At 65.5% G+C, this 15,337-nt stretch carries 16 protein-coding genes; 12 read left to right on the top strand and 4 right to left on the bottom strand.

What is annotated here, in order from left to right; genetic code table 11:
• The first annotated feature begins 8 nt into the window (after positions 1-8).
• Genes IE191_RS12670 through IE191_RS12650 form a run of 5 tightly spaced genes read left to right on the top strand, consistent with a single transcriptional unit; the run spans position 9 to position 3,641 of the window.
• Complete coding sequence (locus IE191_RS12670; protein ID WP_308432904.1) at positions 9-881, top strand: amidohydrolase family protein; 873 nt, start codon at positions 9-11, stop codon at positions 879-881.
• Positions 878-1,351, top strand: coding sequence for a protein tyrosine phosphatase family protein (locus IE191_RS12665; RefSeq protein ID WP_191324736.1), 474 nt, complete (start codon positions 878-880; stop codon positions 1,349-1,351). Before IE191_RS12670 ends, IE191_RS12665 begins: the two co-directional genes overlap by 4 nt.
• On the top strand, positions 1,351-2,097 hold the full coding sequence (locus IE191_RS12660; RefSeq protein WP_191324735.1) for an SDR family NAD(P)-dependent oxidoreductase: 747 nt from the start codon (positions 1,351-1,353) through the stop codon (positions 2,095-2,097). The genes IE191_RS12665 and IE191_RS12660 overlap by 1 nt, the downstream gene beginning before the upstream one ends.
• Before the next feature lie 13 nt (positions 2,098-2,110).
• Entirely contained in the window at positions 2,111-2,887 is a 777-nt protein-coding gene (locus IE191_RS12655) for a glutathione S-transferase family protein (protein WP_191324734.1), read from the top strand.
• A 16-nt stretch (positions 2,888-2,903) separates the two neighbouring features.
• On the top strand, positions 2,904-3,641 hold the full coding sequence (locus IE191_RS12650) for an alpha/beta fold hydrolase (RefSeq protein WP_191324733.1): 738 nt from the start codon (positions 2,904-2,906) through the stop codon (positions 3,639-3,641).
• A 21-nt stretch (positions 3,642-3,662) separates the two neighbouring features.
• Here the strand turns inward: IE191_RS12650 and IE191_RS12645 are convergent, their stop codons facing one another.
• A complete protein-coding gene (locus IE191_RS12645) occupies positions 3,663-4,064 on the bottom strand; it encodes a VOC family protein (RefSeq protein WP_191324732.1) in 402 nt (133 codons plus the stop codon).
• Positions 4,065-4,182: 118 nt separating this feature from the next.
• Positions 4,183-5,037: a formyltetrahydrofolate deformylase gene (gene purU, locus IE191_RS12640; RefSeq protein WP_191324731.1), complete on the bottom strand. Its 855-nt coding sequence runs from the start codon at positions 5,035-5,037 to the stop codon at positions 4,183-4,185.
• Positions 5,038-5,161: 124 nt separating this feature from the next.
• Between purU and ligM the strand changes: the two genes are divergently transcribed.
• The 3 genes from ligM to IE191_RS12625 all read left to right on the top strand — a co-directional run bounded on the left by ligM (position 5,162) and on the right by IE191_RS12625 (position 8,346).
• The gene (ligM, locus tag IE191_RS12635) at positions 5,162-6,562 is read left to right on the top strand and encodes a vanillate/3-O-methylgallate O-demethylase (protein WP_191324730.1); all 1,401 of its coding nucleotides are present in this window, start codon (positions 5,162-5,164) and stop codon (positions 6,560-6,562) included.
• A gap of 224 nt (positions 6,563-6,786) precedes the next feature.
• The gene (locus IE191_RS12630) at positions 6,787-7,662 is read left to right on the top strand and encodes a methylenetetrahydrofolate reductase (RefSeq protein WP_191324729.1); all 876 of its coding nucleotides are present in this window, start codon (positions 6,787-6,789) and stop codon (positions 7,660-7,662) included.
• A 12-nt stretch (positions 7,663-7,674) separates the two neighbouring features.
• Positions 7,675-8,346, top strand: a complete 672-nt coding sequence (locus tag IE191_RS12625; RefSeq protein WP_191324728.1) for an alpha/beta fold hydrolase — start codon at positions 7,675-7,677, stop codon at positions 8,344-8,346.
• A 113-nt stretch (positions 8,347-8,459) separates the two neighbouring features.
• On the opposite strand, the gene IE191_RS12620 is transcribed toward IE191_RS12625, so the two are convergent.
• Positions 8,460-9,842, bottom strand: coding sequence for an aminotransferase (locus tag IE191_RS12620; RefSeq protein ID WP_191324727.1), 1,383 nt, complete (start codon positions 9,840-9,842; stop codon positions 8,460-8,462).
• Positions 9,843-10,029: 187 nt separating this feature from the next.
• Here IE191_RS12620 and IE191_RS12615 point away from each other — a divergent pair, with 187 nt between their 5' ends.
• The 3 genes from IE191_RS12615 to IE191_RS12605 all read left to right on the top strand — a co-directional run bounded on the left by IE191_RS12615 (position 10,030) and on the right by IE191_RS12605 (position 12,049).
• Positions 10,030-10,812 (top strand): GntR family transcriptional regulator, encoded by a 783-nt coding sequence (locus IE191_RS12615; protein WP_191324726.1) that lies wholly within the window; start codon positions 10,030-10,032, stop codon positions 10,810-10,812.
• Positions 10,812-11,150, top strand: a complete 339-nt coding sequence (locus IE191_RS12610; protein WP_191324725.1) for a hypothetical protein — start codon at positions 10,812-10,814, stop codon at positions 11,148-11,150. The genes IE191_RS12615 and IE191_RS12610 overlap by 1 nt, the downstream gene beginning before the upstream one ends.
• Positions 11,151-11,221: 71 nt before the next feature.
• The gene (locus tag IE191_RS12605; RefSeq protein WP_191324724.1) at positions 11,222-12,049 is read left to right on the top strand and encodes a 23S rRNA (adenine(2030)-N(6))-methyltransferase RlmJ; all 828 of its coding nucleotides are present in this window, start codon (positions 11,222-11,224) and stop codon (positions 12,047-12,049) included.
• A 39-nt stretch (positions 12,050-12,088) separates the two neighbouring features.
• On the opposite strand, the gene IE191_RS12600 is transcribed toward IE191_RS12605, so the two are convergent.
• Positions 12,089-14,035 carry an NAD(P)-binding protein gene (locus tag IE191_RS12600; RefSeq protein ID WP_191324723.1) on the bottom strand — a complete coding sequence of 649 codons (1,947 nt, stop codon included), beginning with the start codon at positions 14,033-14,035 and terminating at the stop codon, positions 12,089-12,091.
• A 102-nt stretch (positions 14,036-14,137) separates the two neighbouring features.
• Between IE191_RS12600 and IE191_RS12595 the strand changes: the two genes are divergently transcribed.
• Positions 14,138-15,205 (top strand): ABC transporter substrate-binding protein, encoded by a 1,068-nt coding sequence (locus IE191_RS12595; RefSeq protein ID WP_191324814.1) that lies wholly within the window; start codon positions 14,138-14,140, stop codon positions 15,203-15,205.
• The last annotated feature ends 132 nt before the right edge of the window (positions 15,206-15,337 follow it).

Below are 15,337 nucleotides of genomic sequence, written 5' to 3'. Positions count from 1 at the left end.
AACCAGCAATGCCCATCGACCTGACCAAGATCACCGCCATCGACGTGCACGTGCACGCCGAAGTCTCGTGCCACGATCCCGAAGACCCGGTGATGGGCCAGTTCTTCGATGCCGCATCCAGCTATTTCAAGGCGCCGCGCGAGCGGCCCAAGATGCCCGAGATCGCGCAGATCTATCGTGAGCAGAACATCGCGTTCTGCCTGTTCACGGTGGATTGCGAGGCCGGCATCGGCGCCAAGCGGGTGTCGAACTACGAGATTGCCGAGTTCGCCGCGAAAAACGACGACGTGTGCATTCCCTTTGCCTCGATCGACCCGCACAAGGGCAAGTATGGCGCGCGCGAGGCGCGCGACCTGATCGAGAACCACGGCGTCAAGGGCTTCAAGTTCCACCACATCTGCCAGAACATCCACCCGGCCGAGCAGGTTGGCTATGCCATCTACGAAGTGATCAATCACTACAAGCTGCCGGCGATCTTCCACACCGGGCATTCCGGCATGGGCACCGGCATGCGCGGCGGCGGCGGCATCCGCCTGAAGTATGGCCAGCCGATGCTGGTGGACGACGTGGCGGTGGATTTCCCCGACATGAAGATCATCCTGGCGCACCCGTCGTGGCCGTGGGTGGATGAAAGCCTGTCGATGGCGCTGCACAAGAACAACGTCTACATCGATCTTTCCGGCTGGAGCCCCAAGTATTTCCAGCCGCAGATCATCCAGTATGCCAACACCCAGCTCAAGAAGAAGATGCTGTTCGGCAGCGATTTTCCGCTGATCCGGCCGGACAAGTGGCTCGACGCCGCGCGCCAGGTCGGCTTCCGCGACGATGTGCTGCCGGGCATCATGAAGGACAACGCGGTCAAGCTGCTGGGCCTGGCATGAGCAGCGCCGATCCGGCCGACATTCGCGCATGGCAGCGACTGGCCGACGATATCACCACCTCGGGCCGGCTGGAGCCGCGCGACGTGGGGCGGCTAGCCGCGCTCGGCGTGGCGCATGTGATCAACCTGGCGCTGGAAACCCATCCGGAGGCGCTGGCCGACGAAGGCGCACGGCTGGCGGCGGCGGGCATGGTCTATACCCATATCCCGGTGCCATTCGACGCGCCTGGAGACGCGCATTTCGCCGCGTTTCGGACTGCGCTGGAGCAGGGGCCGCGCCCGGTGCACGTGCATTGCATCATGAACTGGCGCGTCGCCGCGTTCTTCTATCGCTGGCACCGCGACGTGGCCGGCATGCCCGAAGCGCAGGCGCGCGCGCTGATGGCGCAGCAGTGGACGCCCGAAGGCTCCGACCGGCCGGAGGCGCCGGTCTGGGCGGCGTTCATCGCCGGTGCGCGGACCGGCGCGTGATGGATTTTGCCGGCCGCCATGTGGTGATCACCGGCGCTTCCACCGGCATCGGTCGCGCCACGGCCGCGCGGGTGGTGGCGGGCGGCGGCGCGGTGACGCTGATCGCGCGGCGCGCGGCCTTGCTGCAAGACGCGGCGCAGCAACTCGGCCCGTCGGCCGGCTGGGCAGCGGCCGACGTGGCCGACAAGGCGGCGCTGGTCGTCGCGCTCGATGATGCGGTGGCGGCGCGCGGCCCGATCGACGGGCTGTTCTGCAACGCGGGAATCGGCGGCACGTTCGCCGCCGTGGAAGACTATGCCGACGCTGCCTTCGACGCGGTAATGGCGGTCAATTGCAAGTCCGTGTTCCATGCCATTGCCCATGTCGCCCCGGCGATGAAGGCGCGGCGGCGCGGCGCGATCCTGGTCACCGGCAGCCTGGCAAGCGAGCGCGGCATGGCGATGAACGCGGCCTATGTCGCATCCAAGCATGCCGTGCTGGGCCTGGCGCGCGGCGTTGCCCTGGAACTGGCGCCGTTCGGGGTGCGCTGCAATTGCGTGGTGCCCGGCTTCATCGAGACCCCGATGCTCGATGCCCTGCCGCCCGATGCGGCCCAGGCCATGGCCGTGCGCGTGCCCCAGGGGCGCACCGGCAGCGCCGATGAACTGGCGCACGTGGCGGCCTTCCTGCTGTCCGACGCGGCCAGCCACGTCACCGCGCAAAGCTGGGCAGTCGATGGCGGCCTGCTCGGCACCCTTTCGTTGTAACGGAGTGCGGCCCATGGCCTTGACCTATTATCATGCCGAACCGGTGGCAAACTCGCTCAAGTCGATGATTCCTTTGAAGGAAAAGGGGCTGGATTTCACCAGCCGCTATGTCGACCTGCACAAGTTCGAACAGCACCAGGCCTGGTTCGTGGCGATCAATCCCGAAGGGCAAGTGCCGGTGCTGGACCACGATGGCACGATCGTGACCCACACCACGGTGATCAACGAATACCTGGAAGATGCCTTTCCCGATGCCCAGCCCATCGATGGGCCGCTGCGCCCGCGCGATCCGGTGGGCGCGGCGCGCATGCGCTATTGGAACAAGTTCGTGGACGAGCATGTGATGAACCATGTCTCGATGCACGGCTGGCACCGCATGGTGGGGATCATCGCCCGCAATATCGAAAGCGGCGAATTCGAGAAGCTGCTGGAAAACATTCCGCTGCCCGATCAGCGCAAGAAGTGGGCCACGGCCCGCTCCGGCTTTTCCGAAGCCGACCTGGCCCATGCCATGGACAAGATCGCCTATGCAGTGGACAAGGTGGAGCGCCAACTGGGCGAGACGGCATGGCTTGCGGGCGATGTCTATACGCTTGCCGACATCAACTTTTATGCCCATTGCGGCATGATGGTGGAGCGCATGTTCCCCGAACTGGAGATCGCCCGCCGTGCCCCGCGCCTGGTGGCCTGGCGCGATCGCATGACGGCGCGGCCGGCGGTGGCCGCCGCGCTCGCCGGGGAGGATCGCACCGCACCAGGCCTGCGCACCTGGACCGGGCACGCGCGCTGAGGGAGGAAGTGAGAAAATGGCCGGTTTCGTTCTGATCCACGGTTCGTGGCACGGTGGCTGGTGCTTCGACAAGTTGGCTACGATCCTGGAGGCGCGCGGCCATACCGTGGTGGCGCCAACGCTGCCCGGCATGGGCGGCACGGAAGCGGAAATGGCCGCTGTCACGCTCGAGGATTGGGGCGAATTTGCCGCGCAGCATTGCCGCGATCTGAAAGCGCGGCTGGGTGGTGCGCCAGTCGTTTTGGGCGGACACAGCCGCGGCGGCCTGGTGGTGAGCACCGCGGCCGAGCGGCACCCGGACGCAATGGACAGCCTGGCCTATATCTGTGCGATGATGCTGCCCGCCGGGCTTTCCCGCGTGGAGTTCAAGGAGATCGTCGGCCCCAACGCGCCGTTCGAGGCGATCATCCAGCCGCTTTATGGCAGCGTCGCCACGGTGATCGATCCGCTGTCCGATGCCGGCGCGGTCTTTGCCCAGTTGTCCCCGCCCGAGGACGTTGCCGCCGTGTTGCCGCGCCTGCTCGCCGAACCGAGCCAGCCGCGCCGCCAGAAGATCATGGTCACGCCCGAGCGCTGGGGCAGCAAGCCGCGTACCTATGTGGAGTGCACCCAGGATCGCACGATCCCGATCGACAGCCAGCGCAAGATGATCGCCATGTCGCCCGGTGCGCAAGTGATCACGCTGGAGGCCGACCACAGCCCCTATCTGTCTGCGCCCGAAGCCCTGGCCGACGCGCTGGAAGCGGCGATCTGATCCTTCCCGGTTCGGGGAGGATTAATCGCCGAAGAAGTTCAGTTCCAGCAGCACGTTGTTGGGATCGGCCACGAAAATCTGGCGCAGGCCGATCGCCGCGACGAAGTTGGTCTTGGCTTCCAGGCCCATCGCTGCGATCCGCGCCTGCACCGTGTCATGGCCCGAACAGTTGAGCGCCACGTGGTGGATCGCGCCGGTCACCCGGCCCGGCTCCACCGCGCGGTCATACGTGCGCGGGCAATCGGTGCTGTTGATGTGCAGCACGGCGCGCCCTTGCTTGTCGTAAAGCCACTGTGCGTTCTGCGGCGTCAGCGGGGGCGGGGCATCGCGCTGCTCCAGGCCCAGCAGCGCGACATAGAACGCGCAGGTCTCTGCCAGTCGGTCGGTGATGATGTTCACATGATCGAGGGCGTTGACCTGCATGGCATTTCCTTTCCCGTTAGAGCGCGATCGACTTTGACTGCGTCAAAGCCGGCGCTCTACCCTTTTTATCTGCCGCATTTTCCGAGTCGGCAGGTGATCCCACCTGCCTTGAAAATGCTTAGCTTTTGAACACCACCGTCTTGTTGCCGTTGAGCAGCGCGCGGTCTTCGAGGTGCAGGCGCACCGCTTCGGCCAGCACGCGGCGTTCGATGTCGCGGCCCTTGCGCACGAGGTCGTCGGGCCGGTCGGCATGAGTCACCGTTTCCACATCCTGGTGGATGATCGGCCCTTCGTCGAGGTCTGCCGTCACATAATGCCCGGTGGCGCCGATCATCTTCACCCCGCGCGCGTGGGCCTGGTGATAGGGCTTGGCCCCCTTGAAGCTGGGCAGGAACGAGTGGTGGATGTTGATGCAGCGCCCCGACAGGAACGCGGCGAGATCGTCCGACAGGATCTGCATGTAGCGCGCCAGCACCACCAGTTCTGCGCCGGTTTCGGTGACGATGCGCTTCACTTCCGCTTCCTGCTGCGGCTTGGTGTCCTTGGTGATCGGCAGGTGGTAATACGGAATGTCGCCGATCAGCGAGATCGACAGCGCTTCCTTGGGATGGTTGCCCAGGATCGCCACCACGTCCATCGGCAGCTCGCCGATCCGCGCGCGATAGAGCAGGTCGCCCAGGCAGTGGTCGAACTTGCTGACCATAAGCACCACGCGGCGCTTTTGCGTGGTGTCGCGCAGGTTCCAGTCCATGCCATATTGCTGCGCCACCGGTTCCAGCGCGGTGCGCAGCATTTCGGCGCTCTTTTCGCCCGGATCGAACACCACGCGCATGAAAAAGCGGCCGGATTCCTGGTCGTCGAACTGCTGTGCCTCCAGCACATTGGCGCCCTGCTCGAACAGGGTGCCGCTTACGCGGGCGACGATGCCGGGCACGTCGGTGCAGGAAATGGTCAGAATCAGCGGTGCGGCCATGGTCAGTGTCTCTCCCGTCGTTGTCTCGCCTCGGCCTGACGATTTTGCCGTTGCGAATCTGATTTGATATTGTATGTGTTGCATACAAATTTCAACCAAGCATTTTTAGTCGGGAGAAGATTGCATGGCCGCAGCCAACCTTGACCAGCTTTTGCAGCAAAATGGCGACATCGTCGGCATGCTGCGCAACTCGCAGCTGGGTGCCTATGTCTATCCGGTGGTGGCGCCGGAGTTTTCCAACTGGCGTTCAGAACAGTGGGCCTGGCAGCACTCGGCGGTGCTGTTCGACCAGTCGCACCACATGGTGAACCTCTACATTCGCGGCAAGGACGCGCTCAAGCTGCTGTCCGACACCATGATCAACAGCCCCAAGGGCTGGGCCGTGAACAAGGCCAAGCAGTATGTGCCGACCACGCCCTATGGTCACGTGATCGGCGACGGCATCATCTTCTGGGAAGAAGAGGAATCGTTCACCTACGTGGGCCGCGCGCCGGCCTCGAACTGGCTGCGCTATCACGGCGCGACCGGCGGCTATGACGTGGAAATCGAGCTGGACGACCGTTCGCCGATGCGCCCGATGGGCAAGCCCGTCAGCCGCAAGGAATGGCGCTTCCAGATCCAGGGGCCGAACGCCTGGGCGGTGATCGAAAAGCTGCACGGCGGCCCGCTGGAACAGCTCAAGTTCTTCAACATGAGCACCATGAACATCGCCGGCAAGACCGTGCGCACGCTGCGCCACGGCATGTCGGGCGCGCCGGGCCTGGAAATCTGGGGCCCCTATGCCGAGCAGGAAGAAATCCGCGCTGCCATTCTGGAAGCGGGCAAGGAATTCGGCCTGATCGCCTGCGGTAGCCGCGCTTACCCCTCCAACACGCTGGAATCGGGCTGGATTCCCTCGCCGCTGCCGGCGATCTACACCGGCGAAAAGCTCAAGGGTTTCCGCGAATGGCTGGCGGCCGACAGCTATGAAGCAACCGGTTCGATCGGTGGTTCGTTCGTTTCGGATAACATCGAGGACTATTACCTCAACCCCTGGGAACTGGGCTATGGCTCGTTCGTGAAGTTCGATCACGAGTTCCACGGCAAGGAAGCGCTTCAGGCCCTGAACCCGGCCGAGCAGCGCAAGAAGGTCACGCTGGCCTGGCACCCCGAAGACATGGCCAAGATCATGGCCTCGCTGTTCAACCCGGATGGCGACCAGTACAAGTTCTTCGACGTGCCGCTCGCCAACTATGCCTCGTCGAACTATGACCGCGTGGTCGATGCTGGCGGCAAGACCGTGGGCCTGTCGATGTTCACCGGCTATTCCTACAACGAAAAGCAGGCGCTCAGCCTCGCCACGATCGATCCGGAAATCCCGGTCGGCACCGAAGTGCGCGTGGTGTGGGGCGAAGAAAACGGCGGCACGAAGAAGACCACCGTGGAACCGCACAAGCAGCTTGAAGTGCGCGCGATCGTTTCGCCCGTGCCTTACAGCCGCGTGGCGCGCGAAGCCTACGCCGAAGGCTGGCGCACCGGTCGTTGAGGCCCAGCCGCCATTGCGCCCATACCGGCCTGCGAACGGCACTGTTTCGCGCTTCCGGTGCTCACGTACCTAAAGTACGCTGCGCTCCGGGTCGCGAAACAGCACCATTCTCGGCTCGGTCTGGCCACAATGGCGACCGGACCTCGTGACAGTTCTCTCCCTGCCCCTGGGTGGGGAGAGGCATTACCCCAACGATAACCGATATATGGGCGAGGGATCAGAGGATGGCATACGCACAGATTCATCCCAATTGGGACAAGGAGCCCGCGGGCATTACCGACGGCTATTCGCTGGAAATGACCGCCAAGGACATCGAGTCCCTGCGCGAAGCGGCCCCGCTGATCCCGCCTGAAACGCCCGTTGCCATCACCTATCTTCCGGGCGAGGAAGCCCAGGCCCGCATTGCCGCCACCGTGGCCGTGCGCGAGCTGGGTTTCGAGCCGATGCCGCATTTTTCGGCGCGGCGGATCATCGACGTGCCCGAATTCGAAGCCTATCTCCAGGCCGTGGTGGAACAGGCCGGCGTGCGCCGCTGCTTCATCGTCGCGGGCGATCCGCCCGAGCCGCAGGGGCCGTTCTTCGATAGCTCGGCCCTGATCGCAACCGGCGCGTTCGAGCGGGCCGGGATCACCGCGATCGGCATCGGCGGCCACCCCGATGGCCACCCCAACATGAGCGAGGCGGAATGCTGGGCCGTGCTGGACAAGAAAGTGGCCGAAATCAGCGCGCGCGGCATGGCCCCGCTGATCGTCACCCAGTTCGGCTTCGATGCCGATTCCTTCCTGGTCTGGCTGGAAAAGCTGCGCGCGCGCGGCATCGATGCGCCGGTGCGGATCGGCGTGCCTGGCCCCGCCGGGATCAAGCGCCTGCTCTCGTTCGCGGCGCGCTGCGGCGTGGGCGCTTCGGCCAGCGTGATGAAGAAATACGGCATTTCGCTGGGCAATCTGCTGGGTAGCGCCGGGCCGGACAAGCTGGTCGATGCCTTTGCCAGTGGCCTCGGGCCGCAGCATGGCCGCGTGCGCCTGCATTTCTATCCGTTCGGCGGCCTGCGCAAGACCGTGGAATGGATCGAGGACTATCGCCGCCGCCATCCGGCCTGACAGGAGCGCGCAATGGCTGACTACGTGCTGGTGCATGGCGCCTGGTGTGGCGCCTGGTGTTACGAGCAGCTCGCGGACGAGCTTCGCGGCGCTGGCCACCGCGTGGTGGCCGTGGACCTGCCTGGGCTGGGGGCTGACGCGGCGCGGTTTCATCCCGGCATCACGCTGGGCGATCACATTGCCCACGTGGAAGCCGAAGTGGCGAGGGCCGGCTTCGATCGCTTCGTGCTGGTGGGCCACAGTTATGGCGGCATGGTCATTACCGGCGCAGCCGCGCGGCTGGGCGCGCGGATCGATTCGCTGGTCTATGTCGATGCCTTCCTGCCCGGCGATGGCCAGTCGTTGTGGGATCTGACCGGCGAGTGGGAGCACGCCCACTATATCGACGGGCAGAAACACACGCCCGGCGCGATCGCGCCGTTGCCCGGCTTCGCGCATCTGGCGCTGACCCCGCATCCGTTGTTGACTCTGGTTGAGGCGGTGCGGCTGACCGGCGAGGAAGCGAAGGTGCCGCGCCGCCTCTATATCTTCGCCACCGGCTGGCAGCCCACGCCGTTCACGCGTTTCGCTGCGCAAGTGCGCGTCGATCCGGCCTGGGAATACCACGAAGTGGGTGGCGGTCATTTCGTGATGGCCGATGCCCCGAAAGACCTGCTGCGCATCGTGCTGGGTGCGGCGAACTGACCGGCCCGCCAGCCTTGTCGTGGGCCCCGGATCAAGTCCGGGGCGACGAATGCGGTTTCGAAATCAGTTCGCTTTCATCGTCGCCCCGGACTTGATCCGGGGCCCCGCGCTGGTCAAGCCCCAGCCAAATCCGCCTGCGCGGCATCCAGCGCGGCCCTGATCGTGTCCACCAGCCGGTCGAGCTCGGCATGGGTGATCACCAGCGGCGGGCTCATCACGATGGCATCGCGCACGGCGCGCACCATCAGCCCGCGCGCGATGCAGTGGTCGCGGACCATCTGCGCTGCCTTGCCGCCGCCGGGATGGCGCCGGTTGGTGCCTTTTTCCGCCACGATTTCCACCGCGCCGATCAGGCCCAGCGAGCGCGCTTCGCCCACCAGCGGGTGAGGGGCGATGCGCTCGGCCAAGGCGGCGGCGAGGTAGGGGCCGGTGTCGCGCGCGGTGCGGCCGACCAGATCCTCGCGCTCGATGATGTCGAGGTTGCGCAGCGCGACTGCGGCGCAGACCGGATGGCCCGAATAGGTATAGCCATGGGTGAACTCCTCGCCCGAGGCGCGCAGCGTTTCCACGATCTCGCGGCTCACACCGGTGGCCGAGATCGGCAGGTAGCCCGATGACAGCCCCTTGGCCATCGAGACGATATCGGGCGTGAAGCCGAAATGCTGGAAGCCGAACCAGGCGCCGAGCCGGCCAAAGCCGCAGATCACCTCGTCGGCCACCAGCAGGATGCCGTATTTGCGGCAGATCGCTTCCACCTTCTGCCAATAGCCGGGCGGCGGTATGATCACACCGCCCGCGCCCTGCACCGGCTCGCCGATGAAGGCCGCCACGTTTTCCGGGCCGACCGCGAGGATGCGTTCCTCGATCGCGGCGGCCGCGCGCGCGCCGAACGCTTCGGGGTCTTCGCCAAAGCCTTCGCCGAACAGGTAGGGCTGCATCACGTGCTCCACCCCGGGGATCGGCAAGCCGCCCTGCACATGCATGAAATCCATGCCGCCCAGGCTGGCCGAGGCCACGGTGGAGCCGTGATAGGCGTTGTGCCGGCTGATGAACACGGTGCGCTGCGGCTGGCCTTTCAGCGCCCAATAGGTACGCACCAGGCGGAACACGGTGTCGTTGGATTCCGATCCGCTGTTGTTGAAGAACACATGCTGCAATTCGCCGCCCAGCAGGCCGGCCAGGCGCGCAGCCAGCTCGATCGGCGGCGGCGTGGCGGTGCGGAAGAAGGTGTTGTAGAACGGCAGCTCCAGCATCTGGGCGCGGGCCACCTCGGCCAGTTCCGCACGGCCGTAGCCCACGTTCACGCACCACAGGCCGGCCATGCCATCGAGCAGCGAATGCCCATCGCCATCGGTGATCGTGCAGCCTTGCGCATGCGTGATCACGCGGCTGCCGCCCAGTTGCTGTTGCAGGGCATAGCTGGATTGTGCGGGCAGGTGGTGCGCCATGTCGAGCTGGCGCAGCGTGGCGATGTCATGGTTGCGAACGGTGGTCATCGATCGGTCCTGGTCGGTTCTAAGATCACAGATAGGGTTGCCCGTTCGGGCCGTCAAACGAAAACCCTTGGCCTTAGCGTGCAAAAGGTTCATCACGGGCAGGAGCGACGGCCGCGATCCGAGATCACGATCCCGGATGGCGGTGCCGGTTCCCAAGCGAAGACAGGTTGAGTTGGAAAAGACAGGCATGAAAAGCGGCGGCGGCACGGCAAAGAGCCCTGTAAAAGCGGGGGCCAAGGCGGTTGCGGTCAAGGCAGTGGCCAAGCCGGCCGCCACGCGCGTGGCCCGCGCGGCAAAGGCTGGTGTGGTCAAGCCGGAAGAGGGCGAAGTGACTTCGTCGCTGCGCGAGCAGGTCTATGAAGACCTGCGCTATCGCCTGATCACCGGCAAGATTGCCCCGGGCGTGGGGATTTCCACGCGCGGCCTGGCCCAGCAGATGGGTGTGAGCCAGATGCCGGTGCGCGACGCGCTGAGCCGCATCGCTGCCGAAGGCGCGGTGGATATCCGTTCCAAGCGGGCGGTGATGGTGCCCAAGATGACGCTGGAGCGCTTTGACGAGATCATGCGCCTGCGCACCCTGCTGGAACCGGTCGCCGCCGTTGCCGCCCTGCCGCATATCAACGCCGAACGCCTGCGCGACATTCGCGCGGCGGACGAGGCGACTGATGCCGCGCTGGGCGAGGGCGACGTCAACGCCTACATGGAATCGAACTTCCGCTTCCACTCGCTGATCTATGGCGCCGCGCCGATGCCCTTGGCCAACCGCATGATCGAAAGCCTGTGGATGCAGTTCGGCCCGTTCATGCGCGTGGTCTATGGCCGCTATGGCACGGCGGCGCTGGTCGATCATCACCAGGCCGCGGCCAAGGCGATTGCCAAGGGCGATGCGCAAGGCCTGCACGATGCCATCGCCGGAGACATCGGCGATTGCGCCGATCTGATGCAGGACTGGGAACGGCTCAACCTCTGATGGCCCGCAAACACGCCAAGCGCGGCGGCTGGATGGACGAACCCGAAGCCGAGGAAGAAGCCCCGCCGCCCGTGCCCTGCTGGCTCTGCGGCCGGCCCACCGGGACCACGATCGTGTGGCATCATCCCGTGCCCAAGAGCCGGGGTGGGCGCGACGTGGTGCCAATGCACGGCATCTGCCAGCAGACGCTGATCGCCAATTTCACCAACTCCGAACTGCAACGTGCCGGGCTGGACGTGGACGTGCTGTTGACGCATCCGCCGATCCGCAAGTTCGTGGACTGGGTCGCCAACAAGGACCCGGACTTTACCGCGAGCGTGACCAGGAAGGGGCGCTGAGGGGCGCAGCGTGTGATGCTGCGCGCCCGCAAGCGTGCCGGACGGTTGATCGCCAGGGTTTTTGAATTGCCATGAATTACCGCCATTCCTTCCATGCCGGCAACAGTGCCGATGTCGTGAAGCACAGCCTGTTGATGGCCCTGGTGCGTGCCTTGCAGCACAAGCCGGGGGCGCTGACGCTGATCGACACCCACGCCGGCTGTGGGCTCTATGATCTGGGCGGCGAGCAGGCCCAGCGCACCGGAGAAGCCGCGCAGGGCGTGCTGCGGGCCTTTGCCGACACAGACCCGTTGCTCGACGAATATCGCGCCGCCGTGCGCGCGGTGAACGCCGGGGGCGGGCCGCAGCTCTATCCCGGCTCCCCGCAGATCCTGGCGCAGTTGCTGCGCCCGCAGGATTGCCTGATCCTCAACGAAAAGCATCCCGAAGATGTCCAGGCCCTGCGCGGCGCGATGCGCGATACCCCGGCGGCCGTGCATCAGCGCGATGCCTACGAGCTCTGGCTGGCCATGGTGCCGCCACGCACCCCGCGCGGCGTGGTGGTGGTCGATCCGCCATACGAACAGACCGACGAACGCAACCGGATCACCGCCACGCTGGCTGCTGCCCAGCGCAAGTGGGCGCACGGCGTCACGGTGATCTGGTATCCGCTGAAAGACCGCGCGACGCATGGGCGGTGGAAGGAGCAGTTGCGCAAGCTGGGCCTGCCCAAGCTGCTCGATGTGGAGCACTGGCTCTACGACAGCGACCAGCCCGGCATCTATAACGGCGCCGGCCTGTTCATCGTCAATCCGCCCTATGCTTTCACGCAGGCCTTGCCGCCGCTGCTGGAGGCCCTGCGCGCGGCCCTTGCGCCCGAAGGGCACCGCGGCAGCCTCACCGCCGAATGGCTGGGCTGAGAGGGGTTGGGCTGAGCGAAGGGCCGGGCTGAACCCGGCTCAACCCAGCAATTCCCCCACCGCGCGCCAGGCCTGGTCGATGGCGCTGTCGGTATAGGCGGCGCGGCCGGAGTCGGCGTTGGCGATGGTGATGGCGCCGAACCGCTGGCGGGCGATCTTGTTGGGGGCTTGCGGATCGTCGTCCTGGTGCTTGTCCCACAGGGCGTTGAATTCCGGGGAATAGCCGTGGGGCCAGCGATTGACCGTGATCGCGACGATATCCTTGTCGGCGTCAAAGCCATACTGGCCCAGCGCACGGGTGAGCTGATCGCGCACACGCTCTTCATAGGTGGCTAGGTCGGTGCCGAGCAGTTCCATGCGGCCAGCGCGGCTTTGGTCGTGTTCGGACAGGCCGGGCTGGTGGGGAATGCCGGTCATGTGCAGCACGATCGGATCGTCGGGTGATTTGGGGCCGGCATAGCCGCCGATCGGCACCGCCTTGTCCAGACCGGCGCCCTGGAACCAGGCCTGCGGGAACTGGATCGAGGACAGCCCGGCCTTGGCGAAGGCGCGCCAGTTGTCGAGCGCGACGCTGACATAGACCAGCGGTTCCTTGACCAGTTCGTGCAGCGCTTCCTTCTGCGCCTCGGGCAGGCTGGGCACGAGGTAGGGGATGATCATGTTGTAGCAGGCCATGACCACGTGGCGCGCGGCAACCTTGTGGACCTTTCCGGCACGGGAATAGACCACGTCAGCCCCGGCCTGGGCGCGGTTGACGGCGTGGACGGCGATGCTGGACAGGCGCAGGCGCACGGCATTTTCGGGCCGGTCGAGCGCGGCATAGTCGGCCGGCGCCAGGATCGATTGCTCCACGCTCAGGCCCGGGGCCATGAAGCCGGGGATCAGTTCGGCAACCAGGCGGCGGGCGATCGTGGCGTTGCCATCCGGGAAATGGAAATCATAGCTGCCGCCGGTATTGGCAAAGCCGCGCGGGGTATAGCCCATGCGCATGGTGCCGCCGGGCTCCAGCTTCAGGCCCTTGAAACCGGGGAAGAAGCCGGTGCCCCAGGCATCGAGCGCGCTGATGCCATCGGCCCCCACGCACCACCAGCCGAGCGGGCGATCCTGGTAGAACAGCATGGCCTCTTCCGACAGGCCGCCGTGCTTCATCAGATAATCGCGATAGCTGATCGTCGCGAGGTAATCCTTGCGTTCGGCCATGGGCATGGTGCCCAGGGGATCGCTTGCCCCGGCCTCCAGCGCACCGATCTGGGCGCGGGCAGCGGCGGAAAGCGGCGACTTGGCCAGGGCATCGGCCACCGGCACACCATCGGGCATGGGCACCAGGGCATCGCGGCCAAAGGTTTCCTTTGTGAAAAAGGCGGCGCGGCCGAGCTTGAGCCCGGCAAAGGTACCTTCTTCCACTTCGGTATCGCCATTATAGGCCTTGATCAGCGCCGGCACGTCGATGCCCAGCCGCTTGAGCAGGCCATCGGCCACCTTGCTGTAGGGCGTGGGGCTTTCGATGCCGGCAGTGCCACCGTTCATCAACAGGGTGTGGCCGCGCACGCGGAATTCGTTGCGCTTGGCATGGCCGCCGAAATCGTCGTGGTTTTCCAGGATCAGGATGCGCGCGGCGGGGTTGCGATCACGGTAGAAGAGCGCGGCGGAAAGCCCGCTGATGCCGCCGCCCACCACCACCAGGTCATAGCTTTCGTGCGCCGGCCCGGCCAGCGCCTGGCCCACCGCCTGGCCATCGCGCAGCGCATGGGCCACTTCGAACGAGCCGGGATGCGAACCGCGCAGGCCGGTGCGCAAGGGGGGGTAGTACCCCCCTGGCTCGCCGGGATGCGCGGGCAAGGCGGCCACCGGCGCGGCAGGCGCGGCCACGCTCGCTTGCGCCGGCACGGCCAGGGCGGTCGCAGCCGTGGCCGACGTGGACGTGACGAAGGTGCGGCGGGTCAGCCCCGTGTCCGGCTTGCCCTGGGATGCGCCGTCGATTGCCATTGTGGTTCACCCGTCATGAAAGGCTTTACCTCCATCCTGTGATCACATATCGTGCGCAAAAGCAATGCCCGAAATCGCAGCGGGCCAACCATGAGGGCTATGATGCAGGTGAACCCTTCCCGGCGCGGATTTCTGGCTGGCCTCGGCACGGCGGCGGTCGGCATCACGTTTTCCGGGCTGGCGGGGTGCAAGAAACACCCCGCGCAGATGGTCAATTTCTACAACTGGGATACCTACGTCGGCAAGAACACGCTGTCGGGCTTTGAAAAGGCCAGCGGCATCGGCGTGAACATGAGCCTCTATTCCAACAACGACGAGCTGTTTGCCAAGCTGCGCGGCGGCAATCCCGGCTATGACGTGGTGGTGCCGGCCAACGATTTCGTGCAGCGCATGGCCAAGGCCAACATGCTGATGCCGCTCGACCATGCCAAGATTCCCAACATGAAGAACATCCTGCCCCGGTTCCAGGATGCGCCGTTCGATCCGGGCCGCAAATATGCCATGCCCTATACCTGGCTGGTGCTGGGCATCGGCTATCGCAAGTCCAAGATCCAGGGCGTGCCCGACAGCTGGAAATGGGTGCTGGATTCGCCGCAATACAAGGGGCGCATCGCCGTGCTGTCTGACGCGGCGGATCTGTGCCGGCTGACCGAGATCTACCTGGGCGCCGACATGAACACGTTCGACAAGGCCACCCTGGCCAAAGTGCAGGACCTGCTGATCCGCCAGAAAGGCAATATCGCCACGTTCCATGACGACAATGGCCAGGATCTCCTGCTGTCGGGCGATTGCGATATCGTGATCGAATACAATGGCGACATTGCCCAGGTGATGCGCGAGGACAAGGACCTGGCCTTCGTTGTGCCCAAGGAAGGCAGTATCCTGCAATCCGACCAGTTGTGCATTCCGGCCGGCGCGCCCAACCCCGATGCCGCGCATGCCTTCATCAATTACCTGCTCAGCGCCGAGGCGGGCGCCGACATTTCGCGCACCATCCGCTATCCCACGCCGAATGCCGCCGCGCTGGCGCAGATGGACGCCGAATATCGCGACAACCCGGCGATCTTCCCGCCCGAAGCCGCGCTCGCCAAGTGCCAGTATGCCAATTACCTTGGCGAGGATGCCTATCGCGCGTTCCAGGACGTGATCACCCGCGTCCGCGCGGCGTGAGGGGCAGGTAGGGGGAGGCCTCTCTCCCCCTCCTCTTCAGAGGAGGGGGTCGGGGGGTGGTGGAAACCTTGACCGCCGCTTGAGGCCCAGCACCACCCCCAACCCCCTCCTCTGAAGAGGAGGGGGCTTTAA

Source organism: Novosphingobium pokkalii, assembly GCF_014652855.1.
In the GTDB taxonomy this organism is placed as follows: Bacteria; Pseudomonadota; Alphaproteobacteria; order Sphingomonadales; family Sphingomonadaceae; genus Novosphingobium; species Novosphingobium pokkalii.
The sequence above is the reverse complement of the archived record's forward strand: the minus strand, read 5'-3'. Positions and strand labels throughout refer to the sequence as shown.